We start from the raw sequence: 22,737 nt of genomic DNA, 5'->3' as shown, positions 1-22,737 counted from the left end.
CCCGAGGGTTCCACAAAGATGCGCTAGCCGATAGGATACCGAACGTTTTGCTTGATTAATCCGCACAGTCGTATTTGAACCGTGATACCGATATATCAACAAAGGATCACGCAGAGCAAAAATTTTCCCGAATTTGGCGGCAATCAATGCCGCCCATCCATCGTGGGAAACTGGCATAATATTTGGGGGGGGGGGGGGATTCCAGCGACAAATCACGAACGCGGCGATTAAATATAGAACATGCCCCTCCTACGATATGCATAGGCAACAGCTCAAATTTAGTCCAACTATCTGGATCCATGGCGGAATCCGACCAAACGCTCTTATGAATGATATTCAACTCTGCATCGGCATGGGACTTGTCGCAATGGACTAAAAGCGGAGTGTGCGGATATGCCCCCTCTTGTTTATGCAGAAAATCAAAACTGGCCTGTATCTTTTCCGGCAGCCAGACGTCGTCGGCATCCGAAAACATATAATAGTCGGCCTCGACCGATCGAAGCAACTCACGAAAATTTTCATAACAGCCCAGATTACCCCGATCATCGCCGATCTTCACGATATTGTCATATTTTTGGCAATAATCGGCGATAATCTCAGGCGTAGAGTCCGTAGAAGCATCGTCGCGGATATACAGCACCCAATCGTGATTCGTTTGTGCTAAAATCGAGTCGATCTGCTCCCGCAAATACTTCTCCCCATTATAAACAGCCAGTAGGACAGCTATAGGTTCGGGACTGATATACCTCATCTCAACAACCGTTTAATTTTCTATTTCAACAACCGCTCCGACATCAAACGCCATAAGTCACGACAGTCAATTCTTTCACCGATTCGTTACTACGTTTCAGATGTTCCAGAAAAGTAGCCGTAAGCAACTCCGCCATATAACCGGGTAATCGTGAAAAGCAACGATCAACGTACAAATCACTGCACCATCGATCCTGCAATACACGTGATTCATAAGCTCCCAAGACATCGAACACCATGGAACAATAACGATCAAAAACATCTCGTCTCATGATCGACATATTCGCATAGGACATCCTGTCGGACAACATTACCTTTTTATAGTCATCCAACATTTGCGGATATTTTTGTTCCAGAATATCTTCGATAACTTGTGTATGATATTCACCTAAAATATCAAACCTCATCTTGACAGACCGGGACGCAAAACAAACCGGCTTCACTCCGAAAGCGGCCACCCGTCCCGAAGCGGTCCATTTCTCTATTTTCCGTTCAAAATCTTTACGTAACTCTTCAAACCGTTCTGCCGACGGGTTACTCACCAAATCGCAGATCGAATTGCCGCTGCCCGGCCGAATAAATCCACGGAGTTTCTCTTTCAGACAATTCAGCCGCAGTTTCAGTTTCCTGAAAATATTCGGTTTACGGGCACAGAAAAGCCGACGATAATGACACAAACCGATATATCGGGAATCCTTGTCGTTCTTCCACGCCCAATATGCCGCCGTCATTTCACAGTACAACGGGTTTTTCGTACTGATATTCTCGCCGGTATTATCTCCTATCGTTCCCTCAATATCACTCACGGACAACGCTTTACCTACATGGATAGGCCGATAGATACTGCTATGGACAATCGGGGCATTTTTATGGTATGCCACATATACCGTCACGTCGGACATTGCCAAATCAGATTTGATCTTTTATCGTTAATACCTGATGGATGACATGATGCATGTCAAAATATTTGTACTGTGCAAGACGTCCTCCAAAAATAACATTAGTCTGACGCTCCGCCAGTTCACGGTACATCCCGAACAATCGTTCATTCCGCGTATCATTGACCGGATAATACGGTTCCGCTCCGGTTTGCCATTCGCTGGGATATTCACGGGTAACGACCGTATGCTCCTGATTCCCGAACTCGAAATGCTTATGCTCGATAATTCGAGTGTACGGTATTTCGCGTTCTGTATAATTGATCACAGCATTACCCTGAAAATTAGGAATATCGAGCCGTTCCTCTTCGAACCTTAACGTACGGTATTCCAACTTCCCGTAGCAATAACCGAAGTATTCATCGATCATACCGGTAAAAACGACCTTATCAGCCAAAGCGTCCAGTTCTTCTTTACAAAGGAAATAGTCCGTATCCAACCTGACATCGGCTCCAACAAGCATCTTGGAGATCAATCGATTATAGCCTCCGATAGGAATTCCCTGATACTTATCGTTAAAATAATTATTATCAAACGTAAAACGCACCGGCAAGCGCCGAATGATAAAAGCCGGCAACTCCGTACACGGCCGGCCCCATTGTTTCTCCGTATATCCTTTAATCAATTTTTCGTATATATCCCTGCCGACCAGCGAGATGGCTTGTTCCTCCAGATTTCCGGGTTCCCGTCCTTCCATCTCGGTGCGCTGCCTTTCAATGATTACGGAAGCCTCGGCCGGAGTCCTCGCCCCCCATAACTGATAGAAGGTGTTCATATTGAATGGCAGATTATACAACTCGCCACGATAGTTAGCAAGCGGAGAGTTCGTATAACGATTAAATTCCACCAATGAATTAACATATTCCCAGACATCCTTGTCCGATGTATGAAAAATATGTGCTCCATATTTGTGTACGTTAATTCCTCCGACCTCCTCACAATACAAATTACCCCCCATATGGGATCGTTTATCGACCACCAGACAGCGCTTCCCTTTCAAAAACGCCTGATGCGCAAAACAGGCCCCGTAAAGGCCCGCTCCTACGATCAGATAATCATATTTCTCCATACCAAAAATTTTCGTCCCCGCCTGTTATTTTTCAATGCCCTGCGGCAAATCTTTCTATTAATCGATCGAACGGTTATTTGATGATATATCTGACTTTTTTCTTATCTGCACACGCTTGCTTGATTTCGCCTAAGCTACGCAAACCGACAACCGGTACGCATATCCGCCCCAACCTCGATTTAGTAAATTTAACTGGGGGGGGGGGGTAAATACTAGCCTGGGATAATATTATTTCTTTCTGTTCCTCCACTCGCTGCATTGCTGCAAATACCGTTTGCATAATTGCGGCCATTGCAGGATCGTTCTTCCACTGCTGACGTAAATACACTCCATATTGTTCCAGTATCGTACGCTTATCAAGTGTCTCCCGTTGCGAATAGAAAGCAAAATGGGACACTATGGCATCGCAATTGAAACAATTGGCCATCCCCAATTCCGCAGGTTTGATACACGACAACCACTCTTCGTCGTCTCCCGGCACAATACCTCCGAATTTTTTCATTTCCCGGCCGAACCATAAAACGGCATTGATCGAAAACCGATTCATCGCAACGGGTTTAACGCCGCAATAGAGTCGGTCGTATTTACCTGTTTTCAGATAATCGTTCAGAAACCATTCATGCAATTGAGCCGCAAATTCCCCGTTACCCCAAAGAAGAGGATCCGAAGACCGTGCCGGGCAATACCGGATCAACTCTATTTTTTTCTCCAGGCTCAAGATGTACGTTGAAAGAGCATTATTGATCACTAAGGGCGATACAAGAAAGTATTCAGGATGATCGATCCGAAAACGCACCATCTTTTCGAACATTCCCGGCTCTATCCAGATTATATCGTCGTCGAGTTTAAAATATATAGTATCTTCCTCGACGCACTCCCGATAAAACGCATTGATCGAAGATATTCCATTGACCACTCCGTCCGGTTGATAAACCAGATTTATTTTGGGAAACGCCTCTGCCAAGAGTCTAAAGAATTCGATATCCTGCTTATCGGTCGTATTGATCCAAATATCGTAACGATCTACCACATCGGATGCTACAACCTGAGGTACCAGATATTGCATGTACCGCCTTCTGCCGGCGGCCGTATTGCAGACAACTTTGTAATTATCGATCATATCTTCGCGTATTGACTGTTCGGAAACAGTTTTAGTATCTCTTCAATCCTTTCGTGCGACGGTTGTTTGAACAGCGGCTGTTCAACTCCCAACCTATCGGCTTTCCCCTTTCCTAATGAATGGTATTGCAAAAATTCGGGCGCGGGCAACCGGTATTTGCGATACAGCTCCTGCAACCCGGCTATATTCGCCTCCGTATCGGTCAGGCCGGCAATCAATACCATCCTGACACGTTCAACTTTAGGCAGGATGTACTTCAAATTTCGCTCATAGGGAAACAACTCTTTTTTATAACGCCGGGATAAAAACGGATATCGCAACACTTTAAAATCTACGATATAACCATCGATGCAACCGTCGAGCAGCTGAAAATTTACATGCGGGGCAAAAAGTGATGTTTCTACAAAGATAGATATATTTTCCTTTTTCAACCTTTCGGCCAAAGGTTGCAAAGCCTCGGCCTGCAGGAGAGGTTCCCCCCCCGAAAACGTAACCCCGCCATCCGGACCGAAGTATTCTTTATCCTTGATGATTCTCGCATAGAGCTGCTCCTGATCCCAGGATCTGACGACGACCTCTCCGTTTTCATAACGATACGGAGCATCGGTCTTGGTTTCAGGATTACAGCACCATGGACAATTCAATGAACAACCTTTCAAAAAAACCGTCGTACGGACGCCAGGCCCATCGTGAAGACACAACCTCTGAATGGCCGTCGTATCAATCAAAAGGTCAGCTTGCATAATTAAGAGCGCGTTCGATCAGAAGATCTTTATATGCCTCAGGCAGATCATTGAAATAAGCACTGAATCCCCATACTCTCACCACCAGTCCCGGATAAAGATTCGGATCGGCCTTGGCAGCGATCAATTGTTCGGCGTTCAATACGTTAAGCTGCATCTCATACACTCCCTTTCGGAAAGCTACCTGAAGAATTTTTATAAATTTTTCTTTTTGAGCCACAAACTGTTCCGACAAAATAAAATCGACGACATTACCGTTGATTTTGTTTCCGTCATAATGCAATTGCGCCGCAAAATCGACAATCTCTGCCAGATCTATGTCTTTAGACACCGGAGAGATATGCGTGGCGAAAGGCATATAAGCTTCGCGCCCGTCCGGAGTCGCGCCCGTCCGCCGACCTTCTTCTAAATATGCCGGCGAGCTGAACCCGACTTTGACTTTTCCGCCGTTGATCGTCGTTTGGCCGAAAACTTCGGAAACGGTTCGCATAATCTTATCCGACAGACTCAATACAGTATCCGAACCCAGACCGAACTTCTCAGGATTGCCATCCAACAATTTCTGCCGCAGATCCTCGTTTCCGGCATAATTGTCCTGCAGAACCTTTCTCAATTCATCATACGTAATCAGGGCATCCTCGTACACATATTTACGTATATTCAACAACGAATTTACCGCATTAGGAAGTCCCACGCACAAAAAGCCGTGGTAATTATACTTGGCTCCACCCTGACCGATATCCCGTAGGTTTTCGACGCACCCATCCATCCAGATAGACTGCATAGGCGCGTAATCAAACCGGATATGCCGGGCATTCCCGGCAATACGCATGGCTTCACTCCGGAGTTTTAACAAATACGTCTTTTCAAAATCTTCATATGTGTCGAAAGCTCCGTCATTCAACATACCGACAATAATATCCGGCATGTTCAGGTTTTCCGTACAATTATTCTGATCAAAAGATTTGCCGATAATCAACGGTTCCCAGCAAGCCGACGTACCGAAATCGATTACATCCTCCGCCTGATACCCGAATTGCCGCATCAAAGTCTCAATCTTCGGTTCGTTGGCCAACAGCGGAGAGCCATTCCCTTTCGCCAAACAATCTACGGCCTTGCTCCATAACTCCGGAGAAGTCCGATCACAGACCCGCATAATCAGCTTGGGGTCCGGAATATTCAGCTCAGTTATAACGGAAAGGAACATTCCCGTCAGCTCATTTTCTATATATTCCCCGTTTCGATCCGTCCCCGAAAGTAAAATTACCTGCCCGGTATCGCCGGCCAAACCGACACTTTTATAACGTGTATGGCTTCCCAACGCGACAATGAAATCTTTTACCATATCCCTCGCTTCCGCCAATGTCACACGCCCCGCATCCAAATCTCTCTTTAAATAAGGCCACAAAACCATATCCAGACGCCCTAATCCGATGTGTCGCTGACGATTCATCCATAACAGAGCATTAAAAAACAATATTTTCTGAAGGGCTTCGTGAAAAGAAGCCGGAGTGGTATCCATCAAGCGATCTAAATACCCGGCGAGCACTTCATTACGTTTCCGGTAATATCGCATCCCTCGTTTCCGTACGACATCAATCGCATCAATCGTCTCAACGACGGACAAACTGAAGTCATCGTCATTGTTGCGTAGTTTTCCGCATAAAGCATTCAAATCCAAGGTCAATACTTTGGCGTAATCGAGCGTCAAACTGGCTATCCCTTGAACTCCGGCGGGTATAATCCGCAATAATTTAGGATCGAGCGGGTAAAAATATGGAGCAGTAAGGACGCGGGAAAAACTAAGACGCAGCGCCATCGATTTAAACTGGCGGGCGGCAGCCAAACCGGTCACCTGTACGGAAGGATAGAAAAAACGACGACCGAATGAATATCGTATCAGATCGGCAATCGTATTCAGCCGCCCCGCCCCGCGACGCTGAAATGTATAGTCACTCCCCATCAAAACATACGCCGTCCGAATCCGGCGGGGAAGAAAAAATTTAACCGTTTTTTTAAGTATTCGTTTCACTGCAACCGAAGTTTTGAAAAAATTCTATTCCGTATATCCAAAGCCGTCGAGTCTCGGAACACGAATAGTTCTAATATCCCAAACGTGAGGACAGAAAAAATTGTTATACAACCCACGGACCAAAACAACGAATCGATATACCTGGAAAAAACATAACCGTATAACAACATAGGCAAAGACGCAGCTATCGAATGAATCAATGGCCGATAATCCGGTTTGATTTCGGGAACCAATCTGCTCGCCAATATAATCACCGTAGCCGTAACGATCGACTCTGCAACAACAGATGCCCATGAAGCCCCTAAGGCCCCCCAGCAAGGAATAAAAAATAGATTCAACATAAAATTACTTATCGTCCCTAATATAACCGCCCCCATAAAAGCCTTATCATTGCCCGTTGTCAGCAACACCTGCGGACCATAAAAATTATTCACCCCGATAAGCAATACGATGATCGACACAACCATCATGGACGGGACCGCCCCCATAAAGGCCTCGCCGAAAAACCACGGAACAAACGGTTTCGAAATCGCAATCAACCCAATCGTTATCGGAGGAGCCAACAACGCCATAAACGAAAACGCTTTGTTGGTAACGCGGTTTAATTCAGAACGATTATTCTCCTTATACAAATAGGCGATACGCGGAATAGAAGCCGCAGCGGCAGCTGTTACAAGCGGAAGCAACAGTCTGCTTATTTTAATGGCAGAAGAATAATAACCGACCTGGGTATAATCGGAAAGAAAACCGAGCATCAATGTATCCAACATCGTGTAGATACTGATAGCCAGGGATGAAAGGAACAGGATGAGCACCGGCTTTATATGCCGCTTCAGATTTAACTTCCGATACTGTAAGACGATTTCATGCCGCAGCATATACACGAAAGTCCATACCTGCGCACCTACGTTGGCTATCGTATTCAATATCAAGTATAGAATAATATCCCGACTGCTACGGACAAAAATAAAAAGGATCGCTACGCCGAGGATTTTGACCGCCATATTCCTCAATGCAACAATCTTGAGATTCTCACGTCCGGTATAATACCAATCTACGTTAAACGGCGAAAAAATCAACCCGGCCCCTGCCGCCAGCAAGAACACCCGCTCGGCATATAAAGTAGGAATAACAAATATGGAAATGACATACAGCGAAGTAAAGAAAAGCGTACTAATCAACATGATTCTGAACAGTTCAGAAACAATATAATTACGCTGTACGGGATCATCTTTGCATTTCCCGATTTCCCGGACTCCGTATACAGGAATCCCTAAACATACGAATAAAGAAAAATATGCCGCATATGTAAGAGCAAAATTTACGACTCCGACATTCTCAACCCCGAATACACGAGAAACATATGGTACTGTGATTATAGGTATTGCAACGTTCAATACGTTGATCAATATATTATAAACGACATTATGGGTAAGAGACATAAAAAAGCTGAGGAATCATCGGTTTCGCAAAGGTACGAATAAGATACCAATTCAAAAGACAAGCAAGAATACATTTACAGAATTAAACCTCGGACAAAGATCAGCCTCGACTATTCGGGCATGCCGCCCAATAATCATCCACGGCCTAACTTTCGAGCTATGTCCGCCAACCAACAGGATTTAAATCACAAGCATGGAGAAACGACAGGCAATAGCCCCAGGCAGCCCTATCGTTCCTTTTTCGATTCACTCCGCCTCTTTTAGCCAGAAAATCCCCGGCCGAAGTACCCGACGGCACCGCCGGGCCGATTGCCTGATCGTGGGTAAAATCATATATATCCTTTATATAACCTCCCCCGACAAATAAACCGACTCACTCTTTCGGGACACCGCCTCGCCGACGACGGCCGCCTGCGGATGCAAGCCCGAAGCCTTCAGATCGGCCAAAGCGTTCTCGGCCTTGTCCGCATCCACCGCCATCAGCAGACCGCCCGAAGTCTGCGCGTCGAGGGCCAGCATCCGGAGGTCGGCATCGCAACCGAACTCCACCCGCTCGCGCACATGCTCCAGATTGCGGAACACCGCGCCCGGCACACACCCGTCGGCGATCAGTTCCATCGCTCCGGCCAGGGCCGGCAACGCTCCGGCCGCCAGCCGTATCGAAACGCCGCTCGCATCGGCCATCGACGCCGCATGGCCCAGCAAACCGAACCCCGTAACGTCCGTCGCTCCCGTGACACCGTAACGACGCATCACCTCCATCCCCGTCCTGTTCAGCAACTTCATCTGCTCCAACGCTCCCCGGTAATCCGCCTGAGAAACCATCCCCAACCTGCGGCCCGCGACGATCACTCCCGTTCCCAGCGGCTTGGTCAGGATCAGCTTCTGCCCCGCCCTCACGCCGCCGTTGGTCACCAGCCTCTCCGGTTCGACCATCCCGACCACCGCCAGACCGTACTTCGGCGGCCAATCGTCGATCGTATGGCCTCCCATCGTGAACGCCCCCGCCTCGTCGATCTTGCTCTGACCGCCCAGCAGAATATCGCGCAGTACGCCGAGCGGTATCTTTTCCGCCGGAAACATATTGAGGTTCAGCGCCAGCAGCGGCCGTCCCCCCATCGCATAAACATCGCTCAGCGAATTGGCCGCCGCGATCTCGCCGAATTCGAACGGATCGGAACATACCGGCGGGAAAAAATCGGTCGTCACGATCAACGCCGTCCCGTCGTTCAGCCGATAAACCCCCGCATCGTCGTGCGTCGAGATATCGACCAATACGCGATCGTCTTTCAATATCGGGATGCCGCCCAACAATTCTGCCAGCTTCGATGCCGGCAGTTTGGCCGAGCACCCGCCGTATTCCACCGTGGTCAGCAAATCGAACGGTTCGCCGCCCGGCACAGGGGCGGCAGATTCATTTTTCGTCATGGTAAGTCGCTTCGATTCGGTTCCGTAACATCAGCTCCCGGAATACGCCGGAATGCGCGTCGGCCACAAAAAGACACATGCCGCACTCCGCGGAATACTCCTCCGGCACCGGCCTGACCCGGCAATCCAGCCCGGCTTCCCGCGCCGCCGCATCCGCCCGGATCACTTCGCGGGCATTTCTGAAAAGTACGATCATCGTTTTCTGGATATATCCGTCAATGCCGCCAGCAACGCTTCGAAATCGGCCGGCGCATGATAGGGCGAAACCGCCAGGCGCACGGTACCCGCCGGGAAAGTCCCCAGTGTCCGGTGCGCGGCGGGAGCGCAGTGCAATCCCGCACGGGTCTCGATCCCGTAAGATTCCCACAACAGCCCAGCCAACCGGGACGGCGACAGCCGTTCATGGACGACCGAGACCAACCCTCCCTGCCGTTCGGGTTCCGCAGCCCGGCATACCCGGAAGCCGGGCAACGCTTCGATTCCGGAGATCATATCCAGAAAATCCTGCCGCGAATGGGCCGCCTGCGGCCGGTTCGCCAGCGCTGCGGCCAACCCCGCCAACCCGACCAGATTGGGCGTCCCGGCCTCGAAACGGTCGGGCCACCCGTCCGGCATCCCGAAACTGTCCGACCGACTGCCGGTACCGCCGTAAACGAGCGGTTCGACCGCCTGCGGAGTCCGTGCGAAAAAACCGCCCGTCCCCGTCGGCCCCAGCAACCCTTTGTGTCCGGTAAAGACGACAAAATCCAGCCCCCACCCGTCGGCATCGACGGACGCGCCGGGCAACGCCTGCGAACCGTCCGCCAATACCGGTACGCCGCGTTCCCGGGCCCAGCGACAAATCTCCCTCAACGGCTGTATCGCACCGTTCACATTGCTCTGGTGATTGACAACGACCAGAGAGACATCCCCGGTATCCGTTTGCGCCAGCCTGTCCGGATCGACAGTCCCATCCTCCCGGGCCGGCAAAACGCCGATCCGGATTCGGCCGCAACGTTCCAGCATGGAAAGCGGACGCATCACGGCGTTATGCTCCAACGGCGAGACCAGCACCCGTCCCCGCAAAGGCAAACCGCGCAGAAGCGTATTCACGGCCATCGTCGCCCCGGAAGTAAAGGCGATCTTCGACGCGTCGCCGACTCCCAGCAGCACGGCCACGGCGTCGCGGGCATTTTCGACGATTCGGGTCGAACGCAACACCCGGTCATAAGCGGCACGCCCGTAGGTCCCGCCGTCTTGGGTCAGGAAACGGGCCATCGCCGCGACCGCCTCCGGCGGTTTCGGGAAACTGGTGCTCGCGTTGTCGAAATAAAGGTTCAAATCCGTCACGGGTCGTTCGTTTTCGGTCCGTTTTCCGGGCCGTACCATTCTTTCCTGCGGCTACGGATACACCACGTGGCCCGCCCCTGCAAGGACTTCGGTAATCTTGAACATATTGCTGACCGTACCGACGGCCAGCCGCTCTTTCGCATCGTAAAAATCGAGGCATGTCCCGCATACCAGAATCTTCACGCCGCGCCGCTCCAGCTCCTTCAGCGCCGCCACGGTATCGCTCCCTTCCAGAGCCAGGTGAATCCCGCCGTTGTAAAACAGCAGGTATGCGGGCAGCCGCCCGGCGTCGCCCAGCGCGTTGATAAACGCCCGAAGCAGAATCCGCCCCAGTTCGTCGTTCCCGCTCCCCATCCGGTCGCTGCTCACCGCCACGCAATAGTCGCCGTGCCCGGAGACCGGCACCGATCGGGAGGGCGTTCCGCACACCGGGTCGGGCGTTCCCGCCGCAGCACCGGACGGCACCCCGGCAAGGACGAAACGAACCGTGTCGCCCTCCGTCCGGAAAACGATGCCCAACTCCGTCAGATAACTTTTCAAATTGGACAACGCCGTCGGATTGTCCGTCAGCACTTCGAATTCATCGCCGGGGCCGGCTCCGGAAATGGCCCGTTTGGTCATAATCAGCGGTTCGGGGCACAGCCGACCCCGCGTATCGATGGTTTTCATCCTCTGTTGATTGTCTTTCGTTCATCCTTTCCCGGCCGAGCCGCGTCCGGCGACGGGCGCACCCCGTCAGCGAACCGTTCGATCAACAACTCCGCTGCCCGCGCCGGATCGTCCTCCGGCATGAAGAACTCCGTAAACGACCGGTTCTCCCTGCCGATCGACCGCGTGTAACATTTATCGTAATAGTTCATCGCGACCGTGGCGGCCTCTTCGATCCGCCCGGCCCGAAGACATTGCAACGCCCGCGGATAGCCGTCTCCCAACCGCTTGGCGATTTTGCCGAACGCTCCGGCCAGCTCGTCCGCCGGGAAACCGCCGTATTCGGCCACCAGCCGCCGCAGACGCGCGGCACGGTCCAACGAAAAAAGTACCAGCGGCGCCGCCTGCATCATCCGGAATAGCTCGACCGGCACCGTTACGTGGCCGATCGTCTGGCTCTCACCTTCGACCCAGACCGTCCGCGAAGGGTCCAAACTCCGGAAAACATGGTGTATCCGGTTAATGAACTCCTCGGTAGTGGGTTGTTCCTGCTGCCCCAGCGCCCCGAAAACGGAACCTTTGTGGTTCGCCAACGCCTCCAGGTCGAGTACCTGTTCCCCCCTTTCGGCCATCGCCCGGAGCACGTCGCTCTTTCCGCAGCCGGTAAAGCCTCCGACCACGATCATCCGCCACGGCTTCGAGGCCAGCAATCCGGCGAACGACCGCCGGTAAGCCCGGTACCCGCCTTCGAGCACGACGGCAGGCATACCCGCCGTACGCAGCAGCCACGCCATGCTGCCGCTACGCATCCCCCCGCGCCAGCAATAGACATACAATGTCTTTCCGGCCGCCAGCGTACGCGCCGTACGCACGAACCCGGCCATCTTCGGCCCCACGATCTCCAATCCGCGTTCCACGGCCTCGTTCCGCCCCACGCGGGTATAAATCGTCCCCACTTCGGCCCGTTCGGCGTCCGAAAACAGGGGCAGGCTCTCCGCGCCGGGAATATGCCCCGCACGGTATTCGCCGGGACTGCGCACGTCGATCAGCACGCCGTGCCTGCTTTCGTCCAGGAACTCATCTGCCGCGAGCGTCTGTTTCATGGATTCGGACAATTACCCGTCCCCCGGCCGCCGTATCAGCGGGGCAGAGGACGATTTCCCGGTAAAGTTACAGAAAATTTCCCTCGGCGGTACCGTTTCCGTCTCTCCCGCCACCCTTCGCACCATGCTCCCGTATCCCGGATATGGGTATTTATACCCATTCCCGTGGCGAAGTGTTTTTCGTACCTTTGTCCCTGCGATATTTCCGCACAGGAACGAAAACGGCACTCCCGGAAACGGTTGCTGACGCGAAACAACAAAACCTACGGAATGGAGAATTTCAAACCCACCCGCTACACCCTGACCAACGTGGCCACCGGCCGCGAATTCGAAGACGAAGGCTGGATGCTCGACGATCCGCAGACCCCCGAACCCTCGCTCATACGTACCAACTACGCCAGCAAACGGCTCAACGTCCGGAGCGAAGACTACGGCATCTACCGTTTCTGCGACTGGCTGCCTGTCCGCCGGATGCTCCGGGGAAGCCATGCGCCCGTCACCTACAAAAGCGTCAGGCTGGCCGCCCATCTGGGGTTGAAAAACCTCTATATCACTTTCAGCGGCTATTTTCCCCAAGTGGGGGCGCGGATGACCACCTGTTCGTTCAAAGAGACCGAAGCCTACAATGTCTGCGCCCGCCGGGCCGAAAACGAAAAACGGATTCTGGTGGTCGCGTCGGCCGGAAACACGGCGCGGGCGTTCGCCAAGGTATGTTCCGACAACAAGATTCCGCTGCTGCTTTCGGTACCGGAAGAGAATATAAACGCGCTCTGGTTCGACGCTCCGCTCGACCCGTGCGTCAAACTGATCGCGCCGCAGACGGGCGGCGACTATTTCGACGCCATCCACCTGAGCAACCTCGCCCTGCAATCGTCCCTGTTCTATGCCGAGGGGGGCGCGAAGAACGTCGCCCGGCGCGACGGCATGGCCACGACGGTGCTGTCGGCCGCCACGACCATCGGCGAAATACCGGATTACTATTTCCAGGCCGTGGGCAGCGGCACGGGGGCGATCGCGGCCTGGGAAGCCAACCTGCGCCTCAACGAAGACGGCCGCTTCGGAAACAAGACGATGCGGCTGATGGTATCCCAGAACATCCCCTTCGTGCCGATGTACGATGCCTGGCGGGCCGGCAGCCGCGAGATGCTCGCCTACGATGCCGACCAGGCCCGGGCCGACGCCGAAGCGATCGACGCGAAAGTACTCTCGAACCGCAAACCGCCGTACAGCGTGCGCGGCGGGCTTTACGACGCGCTGAAAGCGACCGACGGCGATATCCTGGTTGCCACGAACGAAGAGGCCCGCGCGGCGCGGCACCTGTTCGAAGAACTGGAAGGGGTGGACATCTATTCGGCGGCCGGGGTCGCGCTGGCGACGCTGATCCAGGCTGTCCGCGACGGCAAGGTCGATCCGGAAAAAATCGTGATGCTGAACGTTACGGGCGGCGGAGAACGCCATTTCCAACGGAACAAGGAGCTGTGGTACCTCAAACCGCACCACGTTTTCCCGCTCGACCCGAAACCGGATTACGTGATACGCACGGTCGAAAAACTTTTCGCCAAAGCATAAAACGTCCGAGGCGGCGGTCGTCCGTTTCGGCACGGAAGAGGGGAGAACGGACTGTCCGATGTCGGGAGCAGGTTCCGCTCCGACTATAAAAACCGCCGTGGCCGGATATGCATATATCCGGCCACGGCGGTTTTTTATATATCGGGAAATATCTGATACGCTGCGAGAAACGGTCCGGGAAATCAGTATGAGGTCACGGGGATCAATCGCCCCATGCCTACCGAAACCGGAGTTCAACCGCCCCCTGCCGGTTTTGGCAACCTACAGGCATTCAGAGCATGCCCGTCTGTTGGAACGCTGCGGACATCCCGAGCAGATGCAGGCGCAACATATTGAGGGCGTGCGTCGCCGCCCGTTCGATATTCTGTTCGCGCAGTTCGCTGAAACGCATCAGTCGGGCCGAGGTTTTCGTTTCCCCCTTCTCCGTCCGCCAGGCAATCGCCATCCAGACCGTCCCGACCGGCTTTTCGGGCGTCCCGCCGCCCGGTCCCGCCACGCCGGTGGTCGAGACCGCGTAGTCGGCTCCGAACCGTTCCATAGCACCGGCCGCCATCTGCCGCGCTACCGTCTCACTTACCGCCCCGAATCGTTCGATATCCGGCACGGAGACTCCCAGCAGCCGCGCTTTCGCCTCGTTGCTGTACGATGTCACCCCGCCCAGATAATATTCCGAAGCCCCCGCCAAAGCCGTGATACGGGCCGAAATCGAACCACCCGTACAGGATTCCGCCACGGCCAGCGTGCGTCCCCTCTCCCGCAGCAGCGCGGCCACGGCCGACTCCACGCTGGAGGGTTCGTATCCCAGCATATAAGGGGCAATGTATTCCCTGAGTGCGGCGAACCGGGCTTCGATCTCGGCCGTCGCGGAGGTCTCGTCCACGTCGTAAGCCGAAAGGCGCAGCCGGATTCCGCGGGCGTTGGGCAGATAAGCCAGGTGCAGCCATCCGGGCAGCGCCTCTTCCCACGGCGCGATGGCCAGCGCCATCGCCGATTCGGCCAGCCCGAACGTAATCATCGTCCGGTGCACCACAGACCGCAATGAGAAATGCCGTTTGACGATCGGGACGACCTGTTCCGACACCAGTTCTTTCATTTCGAACGGCACGCCGGGCAGCGAAAAAAGCAGTTTTTCCCGGCCTCCGGCACCGTCCGGACGGGAAAACATCATTCCCGGAGCCGTCCCCACCCGGTTCGGCAATACCGTACAGCCCTCCGGTACGGATGCCTGGGCCTGGTTCAGCTCGTTGAATTCCAACCCGCGTTCGGCCGTCATCCGACGGACGTGTTCGAACACGTCCGGGTTGCGTACGAGCCGCATGCCGAACAGGTCGGCCAACGTTTTCTTCGTGATGTCGTCTTTGGTCGGCCCCAGCCCGCCGGTCATGATGACCACGTCGGCCCGCTCCAACGCCGCTCCGACGGCATCCCCGATGTCCGCCGCCGTGTCGTGCACCGACACGATACGGTCCACCTGTGCCCCGATCCGGCCCAACTCCCGGCCGATCCAGGCCGAATTGGTGTCGATCACCTGCCCGATCAGCAGTTCGTCGCCCACCGTAATCAATTCGACGCTTACCATGTGTTTCCGGTCTTGATGTAACGCTAACGTTTCTGCAAACGGAGACTACCGGTCCGGAATATCCCGCGGCAGGACGATTCGGCGGCCTGACAGGGGAGTATCCGAACCTCTTATTTTTCCATCAGCCGTTTGCAAATCCTTTTCATGAATCCCGGCCCTTCGTAAATCAGGCCCGAATAGACTTGTACGAGCGAGGCTCCGGCTTCGAGCATCGCTTCGGCATCCCCGACGCTCATCACGCCGCCCACGCCGATGATCGGCAGCCGGCCTTCCGTTTTTTCGTGGATATAACGGACCATTTCGCACGACCGCCGGGTGAGCGGACCGCCGCTCAGCCCGCCTTTGCCGATCTCCATGACCCGCGTCGGATCGCTTTTCAGCCCCTCGCGCGAGGTGGTGGTATTGGTCGCCACGATTCCGTCGATTTTACACTCTTCGACCACTTCGATCATCTGGTCTACCTGTTCGAAGGTCAGGTCGGGCGAAATCTTGAGCAGAATGGGCCGGTAATCGCTCTGCCCCTGACGGAACTCCTTGAGCGGTTCGAGTATGGCGACGGTCGAGGCTTTGCTTTGCAGGGCCGTCAGACAGGCGACGTTCGGGCAGCTGATATTCACTACGAAATAATCCACATAATCGTACAATGCCCGAAAGGCTTTCAGATAGTCGCAGGGGGCCTGTTCATTCGGCGTCAGGGTATTTTTCCCGATATTGCCTCCCACGATCAGCCCGGGTTTGCGGTGTCTGAGGTTCCGCACCGCGTTCTGCACCCCGCGGTTGTTGAATCCCATCCGGTTGATGATAGCCTGATCCGCAGGCAGGCGGAAACAGCGCGGTTTGGGATTTCCGTTCTGCGGTTTGGGGGTTACCGTGCCGATTTCGACGAAACCGAAACCCAGCGCCCCGAGCATATCGTAAACCTCGGCGTCCTTGTCGAATCCGGCCGCCATACCGACGGGGTTCGGAAATTTCAGCCCCAACACTTCGCGTTCCAGTACGGGCGAACGACGTACATAGACTGCCCGCAGGATCGCCCGTGCGAAAGGGACGAAGTGCAGGATGCGCAACGTCCGGACGGTCAGGTGGTGTATGGTTTCGGGCTGCAACCGGAAAAGAAGGGGACGGAAAAATTTATACATCTCGTATCTGCTATAACTGTCGCAAAGGTACTATAAAATTCAGGTTTTTGTTCGGGTCGCGGCGGTGCGGGGGCATTGCCGTTACCTGTTCCGTCCCTGCCGGTGCTCGCTGGTCGTATTTTTCGGAATTTACGGAACCGGGCGGCCGACAGTCCGGTTCTGTCCGACAACCGATTTGTAAAGAGAATCGGATACGATGGGCAACGCTGAAAACCGTGCGGTTAATTTTATGGCCGGAGCCAGCGGAGCCAAAACAAGCGCAGCGCAGTTGCAGGCTTTCGCCGGGGATGACTCCGGTCCGCGCGACCTAAAGGTCGCAAAGTAAGTTCCTGCCATTTAACCGTACTTCTAATTTGCAGGTTAAAGCCCGGAGCCAGCGAGGGCAAAACGAGCTTTGCGAGTTGCAGCCCTGCGCCGGGGGTGGCTCCGGGCTGACATCGGGAGAACTTTACATAAAATCGTACGATTTTACGAAAAGCCGCAGTCTGCGGGGAATAGGTACTTACAGCCCGGCTCGAGTGCCGAGCGGCACCGGGCTCCGCTGCGGGAAGCTGCGGCCCGCCCGCTGGCACGGAACCATATATTCGAAACCGTCGGGTTAATTACACGTCTGTCGGCGACAGACGTTTGTTCTTTCTTCGCCCGCTTATGCCGCGGGCCCGGTTTTCCGGATGTCTCATGCCGACGGGGTACTTGCTTTCTTGGGCGGGCAAGAAAGCAAGCAAAGAACCCGCCGGGAATGTGCGATTCCCTCCTGACCGCAGGACGTCCGATCCGAATACCGTCCCTTGGAGAACTCTGAAACCATTCGAGTCCTGCTCCCCCTCTTTCGACGAACAACCCGCCCCTCCGGGGCGCCCAAACCCCGCACCGTCCCGACACAACAAGCGGCCCGGGCGGAACCTCTATTCCGCCCGGGCCGCGTACCGTCGTCTGCCGACCGATCACCGTCCCTTCCGGCTACGGCACTCAATCGTAATCGAAGCCCAGCGCGAACTGGTCCACATAAAGCACGCTGCCGGGACCCCCGCAGAAATCCTCGCCGTAACGGCTGGACGAAGCGACGATCACCACATGAGTAGGTTTGGTCTCCAGATCGTAATATTCCAGTTTCAGATCGAACTGCTTGTAGTCCGAAACGACCTGATCGTCCTCCAGCCCCGCATAAGCGATCACCTTCGGATCGGCAGGCCGTTCGGTCGCGCCGCCCCAATCCTCCAGACGGATGTAGATCGTGCAATAGTCCATCTTGCCCACCGCATCCGGATGCTTCTCCCGACTGTATTTGTTACCCGCGGTAGTCACCTCCGCCGGCGTATATTTGTACCAGCCCGTCATGTGCGTCGGCCGGCCCGTATAAGGCCGTCCCATCGTCGCGCTGGAAGCCGGATCCGACATCTTGGTTTCGTAAGTCCCCGTAAACAGATTGCCAGCGGCAATATCTACAATAAGGATATTCCCCAATGTTTCCAAACGGGCCGCCTTCCCCGTTCCATCCACCGTATTGCCCGCACCTTCAACAGGAATACTATTGGAATCCTTATATATAGTGACGCCTTGATTTCCGGTAGCCCAATAAGAATTAGCAGCATCGGCGTTAGGGAACCAGGTCTTGCCCTTTTGCGTCCAATTATCGAAACTGAGGTTCGGCACTTCCACCTCGGCCTCGGTCGTGAAAGCGGTCGCATCGCCGTAATTGTCGCTGATCACCCCACGCACCTCATAGTCCGTGGCCGGCTCCAGCCCCTTGGCGACCGCCGTGAAAGTCACGCCTTCCACCGCCACGTCCGGAACATTCTGCCAGGCGTCGTCGCCCGCGCCGGCCTTACGGATCTGAAAAGCGCAATCCCCTGCCGAGGTCAGCCCCTGCGCCGACAAATAGGCAAATCTGGCCCACGGGTTCACGGTAAACTCGGTAATATACTGTGCCGACTGCTCGACCGAAACGGTCCACAGCTGCTCGATGTCGAAAAACCGGACGATAAAATGCTGCGGCAGCGTAAAGTCGCGGATCGTCGCAGGGTCCACGTTTTCCACCACCGTCCCGTCCGCCTGCACCCATGCCATCGTAGCGTTCGACGGCCCCAACTTCAGCTCTTCGATATGAATGTCCGTCAGCGGCACGCTTTCCGGTACATAGGCAACCACGCTGTACCCCGTGGCGCTGAACTTGGCTTCGCCGATCTGCTGCCCGTCGGCCAACGCGAACGTCCGCACGATATTCTGGCTGGCCTTGAGCGTCCAGAGATAATCCTGATAGGTAACGACCGTAAACGTATAGGGTTTGTCGGCCGGTATCGCATATTCGGCGCCGCCCTGCGTCAGATCGAGGTAATAGGAATCGAGGGTGTCCAGCTCCTGTCCGGTCACATTGTCGATAATACGGGCGTCGGGCGTGATCCTGAAATCGTTCAGGAACACGCGGCGCAAGTCCACCGTATCGGCCAGCACGAGGTCGATCGTCCGGTCGGAACTGTTCAGCGCGAGCGATTCGGCTCCGCGAATGTCCATCTCGGTAATATCGCCGAGCACGGTTTCGTAGGGTATGTCGTTCTTTATACAGCCCGTCGCCAGCAAGACGAGCGCCAACGCTCCGCCCGCGACGGCTCTTCCGCATCCGTTTTTCATATCCGTCTTCCGCATCGTCCCTATAAATAGAATGTCATCCCCAACGAGATGGAGAATATGTCGATTTTGAAATTGGCGCTGCTGGTCTCCCGCGAGCTGTGGTGTATCTGGTTGGTGGTCTGTTCGGTCCGTTTATACTGGTAGCCGAGCACGCCGATGGTCGCTTCGACGGCCGCGAAATCGTTGACGAACACGGCCACGCCCGGCGAGCACACCAAGCCGAGTTTGTAAATTTTGGTATAAGTTCCGCTCAGGTCGTCGCCCGAACCGGAGATCATTTTGCCCTGCCCGCCGCCGAGCTGGAGCTTCAGGTCGTTGATCAGGGCGAACCGCCGGCTGTTGCCCAGGTTGATGTAGTTGCGCAGGAATATCGTTCCGGTATAAACGTGTTCGATGTTATAGTAATCGGAAATACCGAAGCTCAGGTCTCCCAGCGACAGGCTGACGTTGTCGATCTGGAGCATGGTGCGTTCGTAGGTGAACGAAAGGCCCGCCGCAAGGTTGTTGGAAAACGCATAGCCGGCCAGCGGACGGACGGCGAACGTGTATCCCCGGCTGGAAAAATCTTTCAGCAGGCCGAACATCGTGTAATCGTCGTTATCGTGCTGCGTATAGGAGATGTTGCCGCCGAAGAACCACACGCCTTTGGGCATGAAGGTCTGCACGGTGATGCCGCGGTCGAATTTTTCGCGGGCCGCAGCCCCGCCGGTCGTCCCGCAGGCTGCGAGGACGGCCAGGAGCAACGCATATACGGTTTTTCTCATCGGTTTACTCGGTTCGTTTTTCGGTAATTTCGGTTTTCTGTCGGCACACGAAAAAGGCTCTCCTCCCTTCCAGCCCCGCCGCATTTCCCGGCGGAACGGATCCCGGAAAGCCTCGTTTCCGCTCGGTTAGTCATGTTGTCATCGACCGGCGGACAATCGCTCCGGCTCCCAAATCAATTCGAAATCGTCGATATACAGCGAGCTTCCCGCCCCTCCGCAGAAATCGTCGCTCAGGTAGCTGCACGTCGCACACATCACGATATGGTCCGGAACATCCGCCGAAGTATAGGTAATCTTGAATTCGAACGGTACGTATCCGTTCTGATCCGCACTGCCGGAAGTCGCCCCCGACATCAACTCGCCGTAACCGACCACCGTCGGCTTGTCCGGCCGTTTGGTCACGCCGCTCCCCCATTTTTCGAGACTGATGTAAATCTTGCACTGATCCATCTGCCCGATCAGTCCGGGATATTTGTTGTCGATATCAGTATCGATAGCCTGTGGAATGTATTTGTACCACCCTTTCAGGCCGAGGGGCCGCGCCGTATAAGGCTGCCCGTAATGGACAAAAGCACGCTGATCGTCTGAAGTAGTCGGAATACCGCTCACGGGGCCGAACGTACCGCTGTAAATCGTACCGGAAGCCAGACTATTGACCCCCATCTTAGAAACGGTATACGAAGTCATCCACAAAGAGGTGCCCGTGCGTGCCTCGTCACCCGTCACCGGCAATGTCACGTTTTTATTGAGTCCCATACTGCCCATGTACTTCCCGCCGGGATTCCCGGTCGCCCAGAAACGGGATTCGCCGGGAATATTCGGGTCGTACACATCGCTGGCCCCGTCGAACGAGCCGTAGGATCCTCCTTCGAAATCGAGATTGGGCAGTCCGGTCAGCGCATCCGTAGCGAACGCGGCCGTCGTGCCGGGCGTCAGGTCGTCGCCGACGGGCCGGAATTCGTAAAGCGTTTCCGGCGCCAGACCGCTCAGCAAAGCGCGGAAACTCTTTTCCGCCTCCTGAATATCAGCCTCGCCGACTGAGACGGTTTTCCACGCATTGTCTCCGGCACCCAGCTCGCGGTACTGGAAACCCAATCCCGTCGGAGTCTGATCCCCCATCCATTTGGCCGTCACATAAGCGTATCTGGCCCCCACGCCCGGCATGCCGTTCACCAGTTGGCCCGACATCGCCCCTCCCGTGGCGAAATCGCGCGCCACGGCCAATGTAACGGTCTGCGTCACCATCTGGTTATCGAAATCATAGACCTCGACATCGACGGCATAATTTCCCTCCGGCAACAATTCGCCGCCCGACTGCGCGGTATTCATCAGTCCGGAAAAGTCGAGCCACGTGTCGGTTTCGCCCACTACGGAGCCTTCGTCCCAGGTCATGATCCCCGCCAGCTGCCCGCGCTGCGCCTCGTCGGTCGCCATATCGTTGTCTCCGCCCAGCGTAACCTGCGCGGGCAGACCCCATTTGAGCAGCACATCCGCGCTTTCGTGGCGGACGCGGAGCCGCTGTATACCCGCATCGGCATGTACGTTCAGCCGTATCTGTCCGTTCCGGGTATCCACATTGGTCATCAGCGGTTCCCGGATATCGCCCCCGTCCGCACGGGTAACCGTCGGTACGGGCCGCGTCTGGTCTTTCACCCCGAACGGGAATTCGTACTCTTTCGTATCGGTCTTCACCGAAAGACGGAACATCGCCCCGCCGTCCGAAGGGTCGCCCGCCGTGTTCAGCTTCACCGTGAAACGGTAAAAATCGGCCGGCTCCGCGTCGGTTATCGTCCGGATATAGATCTGGCGCTTTTCGGGACTCTGCCGATTGACCGCCCGGAATATCAGCACGAACCGCCCTTTCTCGGTCTGGTCGATCCATCCGGTCTGCTGCGCATCGACTTCGGTCTGGGTGAAAGTCAGCGTGTCGCGGCCCGCGTAATCCTCGGTCGGCTTGACGACCAGGCTGTATTCCTGAAAATTTTCCCTGATTTCCTGAGCGAACTCGACGACCTGGACTTTGACGTTGAGCAGTTTGCAGACCATCAGCACCGGCGTATTCCGCCCCGCTTCGATCGTTACGGTTTCCGTACCGCCGTACCGGGGTTCGCCGAAAAGGGACGTTTCGGACGCCTCGGTATTGTCTTTGGCATGGACCGTATATACCCCTTCCCGGAGTTTGATCGTCCTCACGGTCCGGTGGTCGCCGTAATGAGCCACCGTATCGCCTTTCTGATCGACGATATCCAGCGTGTACCCCACGTCGTTGCGCACGGCCCCTTTCACCGTTACGGCGTCGTCCTCCCGAAACGAGAAAGAGATCGTCCCCTCTCCGCTGTCCAGGCCGCTGCGGGCACAGCCGACCATTCCGGCGAGCAACGCCAGACAGGCTATCCGCCCCATCGCATATGTCATATACCTCAAGTGCTTCATACCGGCTATTTCGTAATGAATCC

Annotated in this window: 18 protein-coding genes; 1 reads left to right on the top strand and 17 read right to left on the bottom strand. The window is 54.9% G+C overall.

What is annotated here, in order from left to right; translation table 11 throughout:
• Nucleotides 1-106: 106 nt before the first annotated feature.
• The 12 genes from RIKMI_RS13630 to mnmH all read right to left on the bottom strand — a co-directional run bounded on the left by RIKMI_RS13630 (nucleotide 107) and on the right by mnmH (nucleotide 12,602).
• Nucleotides 107-751: a glycosyltransferase gene (locus tag RIKMI_RS13630; RefSeq protein WP_051214459.1), complete on the bottom strand. Its 645-nt coding sequence runs from the start codon at nucleotides 749-751 to the stop codon at nucleotides 107-109.
• A gap of 43 nt (nucleotides 752-794) precedes the next feature.
• Nucleotides 795-1,652 (bottom strand): DUF4422 domain-containing protein, encoded by an 858-nt coding sequence (locus RIKMI_RS0109075; RefSeq protein ID WP_027291353.1) that lies wholly within the window; start codon nucleotides 1,650-1,652, stop codon nucleotides 795-797.
• Between the two features lie 7 nt (nucleotides 1,653-1,659).
• Complete coding sequence (glf, locus tag RIKMI_RS0109070; protein WP_027291352.1) at nucleotides 1,660-2,757, bottom strand: UDP-galactopyranose mutase; 1,098 nt, start codon at nucleotides 2,755-2,757, stop codon at nucleotides 1,660-1,662.
• A 73-nt stretch (nucleotides 2,758-2,830) separates the two neighbouring features.
• Nucleotides 2,831-3,877, bottom strand: a complete 1,047-nt coding sequence (locus RIKMI_RS0109065; RefSeq protein ID WP_027291351.1) for a hypothetical protein — start codon at nucleotides 3,875-3,877, stop codon at nucleotides 2,831-2,833.
• Nucleotides 3,874-4,620 (bottom strand): radical SAM protein, encoded by a 747-nt coding sequence (locus RIKMI_RS13625; protein WP_051214458.1) that lies wholly within the window; start codon nucleotides 4,618-4,620, stop codon nucleotides 3,874-3,876. Before RIKMI_RS13625 ends, RIKMI_RS0109065 begins: the two co-directional genes overlap by 4 nt.
• A complete protein-coding gene (locus RIKMI_RS13620; protein WP_051214457.1) occupies nucleotides 4,610-6,652 on the bottom strand; it encodes a pyruvate formate lyase family protein in 2,043 nt (680 codons plus the stop codon). Before RIKMI_RS13620 ends, RIKMI_RS13625 begins: the two co-directional genes overlap by 11 nt.
• Entirely contained in the window at nucleotides 6,649-8,094 is a 1,446-nt protein-coding gene (locus RIKMI_RS0109050) for a flippase (RefSeq protein ID WP_027291350.1), read from the bottom strand. The genes RIKMI_RS13620 and RIKMI_RS0109050 overlap by 4 nt, the downstream gene beginning before the upstream one ends.
• 342 nt (nucleotides 8,095-8,436) lie before the next feature.
• Complete coding sequence (gene selD / locus RIKMI_RS0109045; RefSeq protein ID WP_051214455.1) at nucleotides 8,437-9,522, bottom strand: selenide, water dikinase SelD; 1,086 nt, start codon at nucleotides 9,520-9,522, stop codon at nucleotides 8,437-8,439.
• Nucleotides 9,509-9,718: a putative Se/S carrier protein gene (locus RIKMI_RS13615; RefSeq protein WP_037291778.1), complete on the bottom strand. Its 210-nt coding sequence runs from the start codon at nucleotides 9,716-9,718 to the stop codon at nucleotides 9,509-9,511. The genes selD and RIKMI_RS13615 overlap by 14 nt, the downstream gene beginning before the upstream one ends.
• Nucleotides 9,715-10,851, bottom strand: a complete 1,137-nt coding sequence (locus RIKMI_RS0109035; RefSeq protein ID WP_211224112.1) for an aminotransferase class V-fold PLP-dependent enzyme — start codon at nucleotides 10,849-10,851, stop codon at nucleotides 9,715-9,717. The genes RIKMI_RS13615 and RIKMI_RS0109035 overlap by 4 nt, the downstream gene beginning before the upstream one ends.
• 51 nt (nucleotides 10,852-10,902) lie before the next feature.
• A complete protein-coding gene (gene yedF, locus RIKMI_RS0109030; protein ID WP_027291347.1) occupies nucleotides 10,903-11,520 on the bottom strand; it encodes a sulfurtransferase-like selenium metabolism protein YedF in 618 nt (205 codons plus the stop codon).
• Complete coding sequence (gene mnmH, locus RIKMI_RS13610) at nucleotides 11,517-12,602, bottom strand: tRNA 2-selenouridine(34) synthase MnmH (RefSeq protein WP_084135246.1); 1,086 nt, start codon at nucleotides 12,600-12,602, stop codon at nucleotides 11,517-11,519. Before mnmH ends, yedF begins: the two co-directional genes overlap by 4 nt.
• A 270-nt stretch (nucleotides 12,603-12,872) precedes the next feature.
• On the opposite strand from mnmH, the gene RIKMI_RS0109020 reads away from it, so the two are divergent.
• On the top strand, nucleotides 12,873-14,171 hold the full coding sequence (locus RIKMI_RS0109020) for a cysteate synthase (RefSeq protein WP_027291346.1): 1,299 nt from the start codon (nucleotides 12,873-12,875) through the stop codon (nucleotides 14,169-14,171).
• 271 nt (nucleotides 14,172-14,442) lie between these two features.
• On the opposite strand, the gene RIKMI_RS13605 is transcribed toward RIKMI_RS0109020, so the two are convergent.
• The 5 genes from RIKMI_RS13605 to RIKMI_RS0108990 form a co-directional block, all read right to left on the bottom strand.
• Nucleotides 14,443-15,750 (bottom strand): competence/damage-inducible protein A, encoded by a 1,308-nt coding sequence (locus RIKMI_RS13605; RefSeq protein WP_051214453.1) that lies wholly within the window; start codon nucleotides 15,748-15,750, stop codon nucleotides 14,443-14,445.
• A gap of 110 nt (nucleotides 15,751-15,860) precedes the next feature.
• Nucleotides 15,861-16,889 carry a quinone-dependent dihydroorotate dehydrogenase gene (locus tag RIKMI_RS0109010; RefSeq protein ID WP_027291345.1) on the bottom strand — a complete coding sequence of 343 codons (1,029 nt, stop codon included), beginning with the start codon at nucleotides 16,887-16,889 and terminating at the stop codon, nucleotides 15,861-15,863.
• A 969-nt stretch (nucleotides 16,890-17,858) separates the two neighbouring features.
• The gene (locus RIKMI_RS0109000) at nucleotides 17,859-19,517 is read right to left on the bottom strand and encodes a PCMD domain-containing protein (protein ID WP_027291344.1); all 1,659 of its coding nucleotides are present in this window, start codon (nucleotides 19,515-19,517) and stop codon (nucleotides 17,859-17,861) included.
• 20 nt (nucleotides 19,518-19,537) lie between these two features.
• Nucleotides 19,538-20,281, bottom strand: coding sequence for a hypothetical protein (locus tag RIKMI_RS0108995; protein WP_027291343.1), 744 nt, complete (start codon nucleotides 20,279-20,281; stop codon nucleotides 19,538-19,540).
• Nucleotides 20,282-20,419: 138 nt separating this feature from the next.
• Entirely contained in the window at nucleotides 20,420-22,714 is a 2,295-nt protein-coding gene (locus tag RIKMI_RS0108990; RefSeq protein ID WP_084135245.1) for a PCMD domain-containing protein, read from the bottom strand.
• Nucleotides 22,715-22,737 lie beyond the last annotated feature (23 nt).

The organism is Rikenella microfusus DSM 15922, from assembly GCF_000427365.1.
In the GTDB taxonomy this organism is placed as follows: Bacteria; Bacteroidota; Bacteroidia; order Bacteroidales; family Rikenellaceae; genus Rikenella; species Rikenella microfusus.
This window is presented reverse-complemented; position numbering and strand designations above follow the sequence as displayed.